This window comes from Kitasatospora sp. NPDC127116 (assembly GCF_042677365.1).
In the GTDB taxonomy this organism is placed as follows: Bacteria; Actinomycetota; Actinomycetes; order Streptomycetales; family Streptomycetaceae; genus Kitasatospora; species Kitasatospora lactacystinica.
Genome location: NZ_JBHXTL010000051.1, coordinates 1 through 13,955 on the forward strand (window position 1 = coordinate 1; position 13,955 = coordinate 13,955).

Below are 13,955 nucleotides of genomic sequence, written 5' to 3' on the forward strand. Positions count from 1 at the left end.
GGAGGGCGGGAAGCCGAGTCGGAGGCACACCATCCTCACCGGGAGATGCAGATGAAGCCACGCACCGCAGCCACCGTCGTCGCCCTGGCCCTGGCCGGCCTCGCGCTCTCGGCGCCCACGGCCGGCGCCAGCGGCACCAAGCTGTCGCAGTCGACGGCCGCCAGTCAGCTCAGCAATGCCGGCGTCACATGGAGCTCCAGTGGGGGCTGCACCACCAGGTCCAACTCCACCTGTACCTCGTTCGACCAGATCAACTCGGGCACGGTGAGCGCCGTCATCACCCTCAAGCAGGCCAGCGGCTGCGCCATCAACATCACCGGCGGGACCGAGGTCGGCCACGCCTCCGGCACCTACAGCCACTACAACGGCTACAAGGTCGACATCGCCCGCAGTTCCTGCATCGACAACTACATCCAGAACAGCTTCACCTACATCGGCCTCCGGGGCGACGGCTACCCGCAGTGGAAGGCAGCGTCGGGCAACCTGTACTGCAACGAGGGCAGCCACTGGGACGTCCTCATCTACTGACGGCGGCCTCGGGTGCCGGCGCCCCGAGGGGCGCTGGCACGCCGGAAGGGCGTCGGCCACCGCGACGACAGCGCCGGCCTCGGCGACTATCGGGTCCTGCTCCTCCGGCGGCGCCCGGATCGACTACGGCATCCTGGAACGCACCGACCGGACATGGGCTTCGGACACCAACGACCCCGTCGAGCGCCAGCGCATCCAGTGCTACACCGGGCTGTTCATCCCCCCGAGCTGACCGGCAGCCACGTCGGCGCTGCCACCGCCCACACCACCGGACGCACCAGCCCAGTACCCATCCGGCTGGCCACCGCGCCGTTCGGGCACGCCGGCACCGAGTGGGACATCACGGCCTGCTCCGAGGAGGAGCTGGAACGCCTGACCGCCTGGGTCGGCCTGCACAAGCGGCTGCGGCCGTCGCTGCACGGCGGGCGGACCGTCCGCGCCGACCACCCGGACCCGTCGGCACGGCGTGGTCTCGCAGGACACCGCCGTCCCGTGGATCGCCGAGGGTTCGATCCGCGCGTCGGGGGCGGTGCTGTCCGCCGTCGGCCTGGCGGCGCCGCTGGTCGACCCCGCCGCCAGCCGGCGGTGGAACTCCATGTCGTTCTCGATCAGCGCACGGCCCGGGCAGGCCGTGCCGGGGCCGCGCGGGTGCGCTACCGACGGAGGACGGCCCGCGGCGAGCTCCGGTCGAGGATCACCGGCGACTGATCCACCGCTCCGGGGCAACGGGCCCGGCCCGTCGACCGCGATCGGGCGGCGGCGAGTTCGGCGCCCCGGGGGATCGGGATGGCGGCGACTCCGCACCAGTGACCGGCCGTCAGGATCAGCACCGACCGCGAAGCGGCCCGGAAGCCGGCGGCCTCGGCCGCCGTCCTCAGGCCACGGCCGCTCCGCTGCCGGCGATGACCTCGGGCCGCAGCAGGGCCGCGAGCCGCTCCGCCGGGAGCAGGCCCCTCTCCAGTACGAGTTCGGCCACGCCCCGGCCGCTGGCCAGGGCCTCCTTGGCGATGTCGGTGGCGGCCGTGTAGCCGATGTGCGGGTTCAGGGCGGTCACCAGCCCTATGGAGTTCTCGACGGTCGCGCGCAGCACCTCGGTGTTGGCGGTGATGCCGACGACGCAACGCTCGGCGAGGGTGTGGCAGGCCGCTCGCAGATGGGTGATCGACTCCGACAGGGAGTGCAGGATGATCGGCTCGAAGGCGTTGAGCTGGAGCTGCCCCGCCTCGGCGGCCATGGTGATCGCGACGTCGTTGCCGATCACCTCGAAGGCGACCTGGTTGACGACTTCGGGGATCACCGGGTTGACCTTGCCCGGCATGATGCTCGAACCGGCCTGCACCGGTGGCAGGTTGATCTCGCCGAGGCCGGCGCGCGGCCCGGAGGACAGCAGTCGCAGGTCGTTGCAGGTCTTGGACAGTTTGACGGCGACGCGCTTGAGGACGCCGGACATCTGGACGAACGCGCCGCAGTCCTGGGTGGCTTCGACCAGGTTGGCGGCGGTGACCAGGGGCAGCCCGGTGATGTCGGCGAGGTGGCGCCGGGCGGATTCGGCGTATCCGGCGGGGGCGTTGAGCCCGGTGCCGATCGCGGTGGCGCCGAGGTTGATCTCGTGGATGAGTTCGACGGCTTCCGCGAGGCGGCTGCGGTCCTCGTCGAGCATGACGGCGAAGGCGGAGAACTCCTGGCCGAGCGTCATCGGCACGGCGTCCTGCAGCTGGGTGCGGCCCATCTTCAGGACGTCGTGGAACTCGGCGGACTTGCGGGCGAAGGCGTCCTGGAGGACGGCCATCGCGTCGAGCAGGCCCCGCACGGCGAACACGGTCGCGATCCGGACGGCGGTCGGGTAGACGTCGTTGGTGGACTGGCCGAGGTTGACGTCCTCGTTGGGGTGCAGGTGCCGGTACTCGCCCTTGGCGTGGCCCAGCAGCTCCAGCGCCCGGTTGGCGACGACCTCGTTGGCGTTCATGTTGGTCGAGGTGCCGGCGCCGCCCTGGACGACGTCCACGACGAACTGGTCGTGCAGCTTGCCGGCGCGGATCTCGCGGCAGGCGGCGACGATCGCCTCCGCCTTCGCGGGTTCCAGCAGGCCGAGTTCCTCGTTTGCGAGGGCAGCGGCCTCCTTCACGGCGGCCAGCGCGTCGATCAGGTGCGGGTGGGCGGAGATGGGCGTGCCCGTGATGGGGAAGTTCTCGGTGGCGCGCAGGGTGTGGACGCCCCAGTAGACGTCGGCGGGGACGTCGCGGTCCCCGAGCAGGTCGTGTTCGCTGCGGGTGGCGGCGGTCATGTGTGTGCGGGTCCTCTTCTCGGAGTGGTGGGTCGGGTCACGCGGGGGCGAGCAGGGCCGACGGGTCCAGCGCCGCCACCGGCCGCACGCCGCCGACGGGCCGGCCGCCGCCGGTCGCCGGCTCCCCCGCGAACCCGGTGAGCAGCCGCGGGTCGACTCCCGCCAGCGCCAGGGCTGCCGCCGCCACCGGGACGCGCGCCCGGTTCGCCCCGTCGGCGATCTTCAGGGCGATGGCGCGGCCGTCCGGCAGCGCGGCGATCTGGACGCCCTCGAAGCCGTCCTTGGTGAGCAGCCCGGGTACCGCGTACATCAGCTCGGCCATGTCCCGCCCCGCACCGGAGGCCATCTCCGGGTGGCTGCGCAGGGCGTCCGCCACCCTGAATTCGGGGGTCCCGGGCGCGCCGGTGGCGATGCGCGCGGCGGCACGGGCCAGGCCGCGCAGGGAGACGGCGAACAGGGGGGTGCCACAGCCGTCCACGGTGGCGCGCGCGATGCGCTGGCCGGTGAGGTCCTCCACGACTTCCGCGATCATCCGCTGGAGCGGATGCTCGGGGGCGTCGTAGTCCTGCAGCGGCCATCCGTTGAGCTTGCAGAGGTGGAGCATCGCGGCGTGCTTGCCGGAGCAGTTCTGGGCGAGCCGGGAGGGAGCACGGTCCTCCCGGATCCAGGTGTCGCGGACGGCCGGGCCGAACGGCAGGTCCGGAACGTTGCGCAGGTCGTCCTCGGTGAGGCCGGCGAGCTCCAGGATCCGCCGGGCACCGGCGAGGTGGCGTCCCTCGCCGGAATGGCTGCCCATCGCCAGGGCGAGCAGTTCGCCGTCGAGCGGCAGTCCCGCGCGGACCATGGCGACGGCCTGGACGGGCTTGAGGGCCGATCGCGGATAGAACGCGGCCTCCGCGTCGCCAAGCTGGAACCGGACCTCGCCGTCGGCGCCGAGGACGACGACGGAACCGTAGTGGGTGCTCTCGACCACGCCGCTCCGGGTGACGTGGGCGACGGGCGCGTGGCGGGGTTCACGGATCGCGGGCGCGTCCGTGAGGGGGCTGGTGAGCATGACTGCCTCGATCGGTGATGGTGTGGGGGCGCTGGCCTACGTGCCTGCGGGCGGCGGGCCCGGGCGGACGCGCGGTGGGTCCGCGCGGTCCTCCCGGACCGCCCGGGTTCAGTCGTCTGCTCCGGCGGCGGTGCGCGCGACGCGCCCGCGGATCGTGTACCAGCCGGCGACGAGTGCGGCGGCGATGAGCGGTATGCACAGCACGGTGGTGCGTCCGGCTCCGCCCTCGGCGTACATGAGGACCAGGACGGCGGCGAGGAAGGCCAGCGTCACGAGTTCGGTCCAGGGCGAGCCGGGCAGTCGGTAGCCGGGGCGGGTCAGTTCACCGGTCGTGCTCTTCCGCCAGAACAGCAGGTGGCAGACCATGATCATGCCCCAGGTGGCGATGATGCCGACGGCCGCGAGGTTGAGCACGATCTCGAACGCCTCGGCGGGGACCACGAAGTTGAGGCCGACACCGAGGACGCACATGCCGCTGGTGAGCAGGATGCCGCCGTAGGGCACGTGGCTGCGGCTCATCCGGGCGGTGAAGCGCGGGGCCGATCCGTTGACGGCCATGGAGCGCAGGATGCGGCCGGTGGAGTAGAGGCCCGAGTTGAGCGAGGACATCGCCGCCGTGAGGACGACCAGGTTCATCACGCTGCCCGCCGCCGGGACACCGATGTGGGAGAGCACCGTCACGAAGGGGCTCTGGCCGGAGGTGTAGGCACTCCACGGCATCAGCATCGACAGCAGCACGACCGAGCCGACGTAGAACAGGCCCACGCGCCACATGATCGAGTTGATCGCCTTCGGCATGATCTTCTCGGGGTTCTCGGTCTCCCCGGCCGTCACGCCGACCAGTTCGACGGAGGCGTAGGCGAAGACGACGCCCTGGATGATCAACAGCATCGGCAGCAGGCCGTTGGGGAAGATCCCGCCGTTGTCGGTGATCAGCGACGGACCGGGTACGACGCCGTCGACCGGGTGCCGGGTGACGAGCAGGAAGATCCCGATGCCCATGAAGACGACCAGGGCACTGACCTTGACGATGGCGAACCAGAACTCGAGTTCGCCGAAGATCCGCACCGAGATGAGGTTCACGGTGAGGACGACGGCCAGGGCTACGAGCGCGACCACCCACTGGGGAACGTCGGAGAACAGGTGCCAGTAGTGGGTGTACGTGGCGACGGCGGTGATGTCGGCGATGCCGGTGGTCGCCCAGTTGAGGAAGTACATCCAGCCGGCGGTGTACGCGCCCTTCTCCCCCATGAACTCCCGGGCGTACGACACGAAGGCGCCGGAGGAAGGGCGGTACAGGACGAGCTCGCCGAGCGCCCGCACCACGAGGAACGCGAAGACTCCGCAGATCGCGTACGCGACGAACAGGGAGGGCCCGGCATCGGCGAGCCGGCCGCCCGCGCCGAGGAACAACCCGGTGCCGATGGCACCGCCGATGGCGATCATGTTGACGTGCCGGGCTTTCAGGGACTTGCTGTAGCCGGCGTCACCGGCGTCGACGTGACGGGTCGTGGGGCGCTTCTCGTCTTTGAGGAACTGCTCGCTCACGCCTCGGCTCTGCCTTCTCTTGGGGTGTCCGCCCGCTGGGGGCGCACGATGTCGGTGAGGGTGGCCTCCACGCGGTGGAGGTGGTGGGACATCGCCTCGACGGCGTCGGTCTCGGAACCGTCGATCAGGGCCTCGACGATCGCCCGGTGCTCGCAGTTGGACTGCTCGCGCCTACCACAGAATTCGTTGAGGAAGGTCGACTGACGCGCCAGTGCGTCACGGATCTCCTCGATCACCCGGCGGAACACCGGGTTGCGGGAGGCCTCGGCCACCGCCAGGTGGAACACGGTGTCCAGGGCGACCCACGCGGTGGTGTCGGTCTCCCGCTCCATCCGGTCGAGCAAGTGGGCCAGGTGGTCCAGGTCCTCCGGGGTCCGGCGAAGCGCCGCGTAGCCGGCGACCGGGATCTCGACGTGCCGGCGGACTTCCAGGAGGTCGCCGGCCGCGTAGTCGCCGAAGGTGGGTTCCTCGACCGTGTTCGCCACGACGAAGGTGCCCTTTCCGGTCTTCGAGACCGTCAGGCCCATGGCCTGCAGGGCACGGAGTGCCTCCCGCAGCACGGGCCGACTGACCTCCAGGGTCCGGCACAGCTCTGCTTCCGAGGGGAGCTTGTCCCCCACGGCGTACTGACCGCGCTCGATGGCGCTGCGCAGGTGGCCGAAGACCGCTTCCATCGCGCTGACGCGCCGCGGGATCGCCCCACCTGTCTGGCTGTCTGACAGGTTCACGGGCTGATCCTGGGGTTCGGAGCGCCGTGGTGTCAAGACCCCGGAGTCGTCCGCGAGACCTCCGGTGAACTCGGCCGCACACGCACCTCTCGCTCGCCGACGCGAGTCGGCGCAGGGGTCGACGTCGACCTGGCCGCGGCCACCAGAGCATGCACCACCGGCGAGTCGAAGGCCATCTCGGGATGCCACTGCACGCCGACCGCGAAGCGGTGCCGGGTGCTCTCGATCGCCTCGACGGTGCCGTCCGCCGTGCGGGCGGCCACGATCAGGCCGGCCCCGAGGGACTCCACCGCCTGGTGGTGGTGCGTGGCGACCTTGCGGGTCCCTGGAAGGAGCGCACCGATCCGCGTCCCCGGCACCGTGGTGACGGCGTGGGGGGAGAAGTGCCCGCCGTGCAGGTTGTGCCCGTGGTGACCCAGCCTCTCGGGGAGGTGCTGGATCAGGGTGCCGCCCGCGTGCACGTTCATCAACTGCATTCCGCGGCAGACTCCGAGCACCGGCACGTCACGCGCGAGAGCCTCGGCCAGCACGGCCCGCTCCCACCGGTCGCGCTCGCGCACCGGCGGTCCCGTGCACGGATGCGGCCGCGCCCCGTACAACGCGGGATCCACGTCCTCACCGCTGGTCAGGACGATCGCGTCCAGACGCGCGACGACGTCGGGCGCGGCCTCCGGCGCGTCCGGCGGCAGCAGGACCGCACGGCCGCCCGCCGCCTGGAGGCAGCTGACGTACGCCGCGGGAAGCAGTGCGGCGGGCAGCTCCCACTCCCCCCACTGGGCATCGGCGAGGTAGGTGGTCAGTCCGATGAGTGGCTTGGGCATACCACTTCCTTCCAGGGGGCGGGGGTCGATCGTCGACGGCCGTCTCCCCCCGGCCCATCCGCTCGACGGAGGCGGGTGCGGGCGGGCTGGGGAGGAGGGGGTGCACGGCCCCTCGGGCACACGGACGCGCCCGAGGCGGGTGGGGTGGGTCGCGGACCCGGGGGCGGAGGCTTGCGCATTCGGGCCGCGAGCAAGAATCCTGCTGCCGTTCATGCTTAAGCACAAGAAAAGACATCTTCGCGACAGATAAGTGAGCCTTAACTCCGTGCAGAGACTCGACCCCCGGTTGCTCGCCACCCTCGAAGCCGTGGTCCGCCACGGCTCCTTCAACGCCGCCGCCCGCGAGCTGGGCTACAGCGCACCCGCCGTATCGCAACAGATCGCCGAACTCGAACGCCGCGCCGGCCTCATCCTGATCGAGCGCCGACCCGTGCGCGCCACCCCGGCCGGCAGGGTCCTCCTCGACGCCGAGCAGCGCGTGCGGAGCGCACTGGCGGCGGCGGCCGTGGAACTCGACGCCATGCGTGCCGGCACGGCCGGACGGATCAGGCTCGGCGCCTTCGCCTCCTCCGCCGCGGGCATCGTCCCGAAGGCGCTGGCGGAGCTCCACTCGATCTATCCGGACGTGCAGGTCAGCCTCTCCCAGGTGGAACCGGACGCCGGCTACAACCGGCTCAAGCGGGGGGACATGGACCTGGCCCTCAGTTACGACTACGACTTCATTCCGGTGCCACCGCCCCGGACGCTGCGCCGACTGCTGGTCGCACGGGACCCGGTCGTGGCAGTCGTCCCGGCGGACCACCACCTCGCCCACCGGGACGTCATCGACCTGGCAGACCTCGCGTCCGAGACGTGGATCGCGGCTCCGGAGGCCGCGTTGCGCCTGGAACTGCTCGCCCAGATGGCCAAGACGCCGGGCTTCCAGGCCCGCTTGGAATACGACGGCGACGACTTCAACACCGTGCTCGGCTTCGTCTCCGCCGGCCTCTGCGTCGCCGTCATGCCGAGGCTGGCCCTTCCCCCGGGCATCACCCAGGTCGTGGCGCGTCCCCTCGCCGGTCCGGAGCTGACGCGCTTCATCTACACCGTCCGCATCGACACCCGGCACGCCCCGCGCGCCCTCCTGGCCCTGGAACGGATGCTCGCCGCGCAGGCACTGGCCGCCCTCTCATGAGCCGGGGCGACGCCGCGACGAGTGCGCGGCCGAAGGATGCCGGCCGCCCGTGGGCCGGCCCTCCGGGCAACCGCTCACGCCCCCGAGGGGATGCTCCGGTCGGCGGTGAGCCGCTCACGCCACTCGGCCACGGCGACGGGGGACATCGCCGCGAGACGGGCGATCACCTCGTCGTCCCGCCCGTCGGTCCAGCTGAGGACTCGGGTCAGGACCGTGTTCCGGACCAGGCGGACGTCCTTGAGCAACTCCTCCAGGCGCTTGAGTTCCTCCCCCGTGGCGGCGAGCATGTCGTCCACCGCCGCCCTTTCCTCGGCCCGCTGTTGCCACAGGTAGGCCGTCAGGCCGGTGAGGACCACGCCGTCGTCGGCCGCAGCGCCGCGGAACGTCTCGGCGAGGTGCTCCAACACGCAGTCAGGGGCGTCGGCGAGACTCGCTCCCACGACCTTCGCGCTCTCCCAGCTGCTCCGTCCGGCATCGCTGGTCCGCAGCCAGAGCCCGGCCTCGACCGGGACGCGGTCGCCGCAGGCGGCCGCGCGGTGGGCGTACAGAGCCGCGCGGTGACCGTAGAACGCGTAACCTTCCTCGATCCGAACGCCCGCCGGAGCGCACATCCGTCCCGGAACGCCGCCGTAACCGGATTCGGGTTCGTAAGCGGCGCAGCCGTCCAACTCGGCGTCGGTGGCCGTCGCCCAAGCCGGGTCGCACAGCTCCGGATTCCGGGCGAGGAAGTCGGCCACCTCGACCCGCCATGCGGGAACCGGACTCATGCGGGGTTCGGCCCAGACCACCGTTCCCGTCTCGTCGAGCGTGTACCGGCAAGCCTGTTCGAGATCGGTCCAGGCTGTGGCGGCTTCGGCGGACCATTCCAGATCCTCGCCGGGGCCCACACGGTGCAGCGAGCCGATCACCCGCTGGACCAGGGGCAGTACCCGCCGGACCAGTGCGTGGAGCTCCTCGGCACCGAAGAAGCGCCAGGTGTCGGTGCCCTGGTCGTCAACAGCGCGGTGGGTGAGCGGGAGGGCGAAGACCGCCGGGGAAGGCAGAGCGCCATCGCCGACCGTGGCCCGGCGGTGTCCCGGGAACCAGAGGTCGGCGTCCTCGTCCCGCGTTCGCCAGTCGGTGTCCCCGAACCAGACGGCACCGGTCGCGGCATCGACGGCGAGCCACTGCTGGTAGCCGTTACCCGGCCCGAACCGTTCCTGGTGGTGCTCGGCCTGCCGGTCGTGCCACACGTACTCCGCTGGTGGCGGATTGAGCTGGACGGCGACGAAACCGTCCTGCGGGGTGTACCCGACGACGACGTGTGCGGCCGGTTTGCTGTCTTCGGTCCCGGACATGCGGCTCCCTCCGTGCCGGACCGTGGCGGTTCCGCCACTGTGCGGCACCGAGCCTGCCCTGCGAGAGTCGTACGATCAAATCCGATCAGTAGTGGACTTGTCACGCCGCGAGGGTCCGTGCACGAGCGGAGCCGAGGGCGGGCGATCGCAGAACGCCGATGCCCCCACCTGCACGGCAGGGCATGAATCCGGCCTTGACGCGACGTCACCGGGCGTCGCATGATCAGCGCGTGAACCTGTCAGACAGCAAGACAGGAAGTCCGAGTCCACGCCGGAACCCTGCACCGGCGTGCGGAACCTGCATGGAGCCGTCCGAACCGGCGGCCCAGACGGTCCCGGGCACCCGGGCGGAACCGGAAGGGCCCTGACACGCCGCTGTGCCGGGCTCAGTACTCGAGCGCCGGCGGGGTGTGCGCAGCAACGCCCGGTTCGGCAGCCGTTGGAGAAGGCGCAGCCCCAGGATCCGGCGTCGCCCGGAACGGGCTTCCCCGTCGGCAGTGGGCTGCTGCTGCGGACGGCCGGCGTCCCTGGCAGTGGACGGGGCCACCCGCCCACGACGCGCCCGGCCGGTCGGCCTCGGCGGAGCACATCGGTAGTTGTTCGCCTGGACGCCGCCCCAGGCACCGGCGCTGGCCCGGCGACTGGATCCGGCCCGAGGTGAGGACCGTGCTGTAGTCGCACTGTGACCGCGGCCTCGGCCCGGGCGGCCACGCCGCCCGCCGCGGCCGGAGCGGCCACTGCTCCGAGTGGAGCCCACGAGTGGTGGCCGTCTCCCGGCGGCCCGAGGCTGGGCTGCGCAGTCCCCGGACGAACCGTGCGGCGGCGGCCGGCACCACGCGGCGCCGTCCGTTCCGGGGCCGTGAGAGAGACGGGACCACATGATGGGACAGGGCGACAGCCCGGGCCACCCGCCGTCCGTCCACGGGAGCGCCCGGTCCGGGCGAATACCGGCGCGACACCGGTGGGGACGGCGAGGCTCCCGGGGCGCACGCACCGGGACAGCGCTCGCCACGGCCGGTCTGGCCGTCCTGGGGGCGGCTGGCCCGACGCCGGCCGGTGCGGTGTCACCGGCCGTCCGCGCTCCCCTGTCGGGAACCGCGGCACGGTTCGTGCCCGGCGCCTGCCCGCGGACCCCCGAGCCGGTCCCCGGGCGCTGCGGCATGCTGGAGGTCCCGGAGAACCGCGCCGACCGCACCGGACGCACCATCCGGCTGGCCGTCGCGATCATCCCGGCCGTCTCGGCGACGCCGGCCGGGGACCCGGTGGTGTTCATGGAAGGCGGGCCCGGGGGCGACGCGTTCGGGAGCATCCCCTTCCTCCTCGATTCCGGCGTGAACCGAGACCGCGAGCTGATCGTCATGGCCCAGCGCGGCACGCTCCACTCCCAGCCGGCCCTGCTCTGCCCGGAGATCGACCGGTTCACCGCGGAGTCCGTCGGGCTGCGCTACGACGCGCCGTCGACCGGGCGGCGGCTGGTACGTGCGGCGAGACAGTGCCACGACCGGCTGACGGCCGACGGCATCGATCTGGACGCCTACAACACGACCGAGAACGCCGACGACTTCGCCGATCTGCGCGAGGCGCTGGGCGTCGACCGCTGGAACGTCTACGGGTACTCGTACGGCACCGAACTGGCCCTCACCCACTTGCGGCGACACCCCGAGGGGATCCGCTCGGTCGCGATCGACTCGGTCGTGCCCCCGGACATCGTGAGCCTGCCGTGGACCTGGGACAGCGCCCGGGAGGGCATCGGGGCGATCCTCGCGGCGTGTGCGGCGCAGCCCGTCTGCGGGAGCCGCTACCCGGACCTCCCGGACACGCTGACGGAGCAGGTCCGGCGCCTGGAGGCGGGTCCGCTGCGGCTGGCGGCGCGGCCGCCGTCGGGCGGCGAGCCGGTGGAGGTCGTCCTCGACGGGGGCGCCCTGGTGAACCTGCTGGTCGCCAACTCCGTGAAGGCCGTCGACGTCCCCGCGGCGCTCGACGAGCTCGCCGACGGGAATCCGGAGCGCTTCGCACGGGCCCAGGCCGCGGGCGCGAAGACCCCGGTCGGCGAGATCGGCCACGGCCTGACCCAGTCGGTGGCGTGCGGCGAGTGGGTGCCGGGGTATGCGCGCTCCGCCGTGCTGGAGGCCGGCCGCGAGGCCTTCCCCGGCTGGCCGGGCCGGGTGCTGGCGCAGGCACCGCAGCTGCCCTTCGAGTACGGCGTGTGCCGGGCCTGGGACGTCCCGGACCGCACCGACGTCCAGCGGGTGGCCACCGTCAGCGACGTGCCCGCGCTCGTCCTCTCCGGCACCTTCGACGCCAAGTCCGGGGCGGCCTGGGGCGCGTACGCGGCCCGGACGCTGTCCCGCTCGACCACCGTGCGGATCCCCGGGATCGGCCACTGGGTGGTACCCCAATCCCCTTGCGCGCAGAGCGTCCTGGCCTCCTTCCTGGCGGATCCGACCGCGCCGCCGGACACCGCTTGCGTGGCCGGGCTCGCCCCCGAACCGTTCACCATCACCCCCGGCCCGGAGTCCGCATGATGTCCATCCGCCCACCCCGGCACCGGCGCACCGCGCGACGGCCGCTGACCACCCTGGCCGGGGCCACCGCCGCCGTCCTCGTCCAAAGCCTCGTCACCGGTCTCCTCACCGGCCTCGCCACCGGCCCGGCCGCGGCGCCCGCCCGGGCGGCGTCCGGCGCCGGGGAGCCCCTCGGCACCGTCGCCCGGACGGCGGGCCACGCCCGCTACGCGCCGGGCCCCTGCCCGAGGACCGCCGACCCGTCCCCCGCGCTGACGGGGGCCCGCTGCGGAACGCTCACCGTGCCCGAGGACCGGGACGACCCCGAGAGACGGAAGATCACCCTCGGCGTCGCGATCGTGCCGGCCACCCACCGGAAGGCCGACGACCCCATCGTGTGGCTCGCCGGCGGGCCCGGCGACGACGCGGTCTCCGAGATCCCCCTGGCGCTCAACGGCGACCTGAACCGCGACCGGGACGTGATCTTCATGTCCCAGCGCGGGACCTACTCGGCCGACCCGGCGCTCACCTGCCCGAACATCGACGAGTTCAACGCGAGCGCCCTCGACCTCGTCTACGGCGCGCGCTCCACCGGGCGCCTGCACGTCCGGGCGACGCGGGCCTGCCACGACGAACTGGAGGGCCGCGGCGCCGAGCTCGGCGCCTACAACAGCACCGAGAGCGCCGCCGACTACGCGGACCTGCGCAGGGCGCTGGGTGTCGAGCGGTGGAACGTCTTCGGCATCTCGTACGGCACCGACCTGGCCCTCACCTACCTGCGCCTGCACCCGCAGGGCATCCGCTCGGTCGGCATCGACGGCGTGCTGCCGCCGTCCCTGGCGGGCGGGGCCGTGACGTGGAAGGCGGCACGCGAGGGCTTCGACGGCCTGTTCGGGGCCTGCGCGCGGCAGCCCGCCTGCGCCGACCGCTACCCGGACCTGAAGGGCACCTTCGAGCGCCTCGTCGGTGAGCTCGAAGCCGACCCGGTCACCACCACCGTCACCGTCCCGGGCCACCCGGAGCCGGTCGAGGTCGTACTGGACGGCGGGGTCCTGGTGAACTGGCTGGTCTCCGCCACCCATCTGGCGGCCGGAGTGCCCCGCTCCATCGACGAGTTGGCCCACGGCGACCCCCGGCGGATCGCCGAGCAGTGGGCGGGCGGCAAGCTCAGCCCGCAGGCCGTCGGCAGAGTCTCCCACGGGCTCGCCTACGGCGTCTTCTGCAGCGAGTGGACGCCGTTCGAGAGCCGGGCCGACGTGATGCGGGCGGGGCACCGCGCCTTCCCGTCCTTCCCCCGGTCGGTGGTGGCCAATGCCCCGCTGCTCGCCTTCCTCCAGGCGGACTGCCGTGCCTGGGACGTTCCCGCCGCGCCGGACTCGATCCGGGACGTGACGGACAGCGACGTCCCGACCCTCGTGCTCTCCGGCGGGTTCGACGCCCAGACCGCACCGAGCAGCGGGCCGTACGCCGCCCGCACGCTCAGCCGCTCCACGGAGGTGACGGTCCCCTACGTCGCCCACGTGGTCTTCGCCGACTCGCCGTGCGCCCAGTCGATCACACGGTCGTTCTTCGACACCCCGACCGCACCGGACACCGGCTGCCTCGCGGGTCTCGAGCCGCCCGCGTTCGAGATCGCGCCGTAGGGCCTTCCGGTCCCCGTCGTGGGCGGGATGGCGGCGACCCTGTTCGCGCTGGTCGGCATGCGCAACGCCGCGCCGGGCGGGCCGCCGATCGGCTCGCTGATCGACTGCATCGCATTCTTCCGGGCCGAGGCGATCATCGCGACCGGCGGGCGCCGCACCACCCCGTACGGTGCCACACCGCACCGTACGATCCCGGTCGGCGCGCGCACGGCGCGAAACGCATCCTGGTCAATTCCCTGAAATCCTTTCGACTTGGGTTCCGTCAGCAGTGATTCAAGAATCGTATACGAACCTGTATGCCGGATGGGAGAGCCGATCCGGGCACCAGGATCCC

10 protein-coding genes and 2 pseudogenes are annotated in these 13,955 nt (G+C 72.4%); 6 read left to right on the forward strand and 6 right to left on the reverse strand.

The features are described from left to right. The first annotated feature begins 45 nt into the window (after nucleotides 1–45). Nucleotides 46–528, forward strand: a complete 483-nt coding sequence (locus ACFVHV_RS21150) for a hypothetical protein (protein ID WP_380352678.1) — start codon at nucleotides 46–48, stop codon at nucleotides 526–528. A 133-nt stretch (nucleotides 529–661) separates the two neighbouring features. Further along, nucleotides 662–1,236: pseudogene (locus tag ACFVHV_RS21155) on the forward strand (alpha-galactosidase). Between the two features lie 166 nt (nucleotides 1,237–1,402). Here ACFVHV_RS21155 and aspA read toward each other — a convergent pair. The 5 genes from aspA to ACFVHV_RS21180 form a co-directional block, all read right to left on the reverse strand. After that, a complete protein-coding gene (aspA, locus tag ACFVHV_RS21160) occupies nucleotides 1,403–2,812 on the reverse strand; it encodes an aspartate ammonia-lyase (protein ID WP_359897255.1) in 1,410 nt (469 codons plus the stop codon). A gap of 37 nt (nucleotides 2,813–2,849) precedes the next feature. After that, complete coding sequence (locus ACFVHV_RS21165; protein WP_359897253.1) at nucleotides 2,850–3,866, reverse strand: asparaginase; 1,017 nt, start codon at nucleotides 3,864–3,866, stop codon at nucleotides 2,850–2,852. A gap of 108 nt (nucleotides 3,867–3,974) precedes the next feature. Next, nucleotides 3,975–5,414 (reverse strand): amino acid permease, encoded by a 1,440-nt coding sequence (locus ACFVHV_RS21170; protein ID WP_359897252.1) that lies wholly within the window; start codon nucleotides 5,412–5,414, stop codon nucleotides 3,975–3,977. Next, nucleotides 5,411–6,088: a FadR/GntR family transcriptional regulator gene (locus tag ACFVHV_RS21175; protein ID WP_359897292.1), complete on the reverse strand. Its 678-nt coding sequence runs from the start codon at nucleotides 6,086–6,088 to the stop codon at nucleotides 5,411–5,413. The genes ACFVHV_RS21170 and ACFVHV_RS21175 overlap by 4 nt, the downstream gene beginning before the upstream one ends. An 86-nt stretch (nucleotides 6,089–6,174) precedes the next feature. After that, entirely contained in the window at nucleotides 6,175–6,963 is a 789-nt protein-coding gene (locus ACFVHV_RS21180) for a gamma-glutamyl-gamma-aminobutyrate hydrolase family protein (protein WP_380352680.1), read from the reverse strand. 265 nt (nucleotides 6,964–7,228) lie between these two features. On the opposite strand from ACFVHV_RS21180, the gene ACFVHV_RS21185 reads away from it, so the two are divergent. Beyond that, on the forward strand, nucleotides 7,229–8,137 hold the full coding sequence (locus ACFVHV_RS21185; RefSeq protein ID WP_380352682.1) for a LysR substrate-binding domain-containing protein: 909 nt from the start codon (nucleotides 7,229–7,231) through the stop codon (nucleotides 8,135–8,137). 74 nt (nucleotides 8,138–8,211) lie between these two features. Here the strand turns inward: ACFVHV_RS21185 and ACFVHV_RS21190 are convergent, their stop codons facing one another. Next, nucleotides 8,212–9,474 carry a hypothetical protein gene (locus tag ACFVHV_RS21190; RefSeq protein WP_380352683.1) on the reverse strand — a complete coding sequence of 421 codons (1,263 nt, stop codon included), beginning with the start codon at nucleotides 9,472–9,474 and terminating at the stop codon, nucleotides 8,212–8,214. A gap of 1,160 nt (nucleotides 9,475–10,634) precedes the next feature. Here ACFVHV_RS21190 and ACFVHV_RS21195 point away from each other — a divergent pair. From ACFVHV_RS21195 to ACFVHV_RS21205, 3 genes and pseudogenes are all read left to right on the forward strand, one after another. Continuing rightward, complete coding sequence (locus ACFVHV_RS21195; protein WP_380352685.1) at nucleotides 10,635–11,999, forward strand: alpha/beta fold hydrolase; 1,365 nt, start codon at nucleotides 10,635–10,637, stop codon at nucleotides 11,997–11,999. Then, nucleotides 11,999–13,621, forward strand: a complete 1,623-nt coding sequence (locus ACFVHV_RS21200) for an alpha/beta fold hydrolase (protein WP_380352710.1) — start codon at nucleotides 11,999–12,001, stop codon at nucleotides 13,619–13,621. Before ACFVHV_RS21195 ends, ACFVHV_RS21200 begins: the two co-directional genes overlap by 1 nt. 15 nt (nucleotides 13,622–13,636) lie before the next feature. Beyond that, nucleotides 13,637–13,861: pseudogene (locus ACFVHV_RS21205) on the forward strand (DUF4436 family protein); the annotation flags it as partial. Nucleotides 13,862–13,955: the final 94 nt, after the last annotated feature.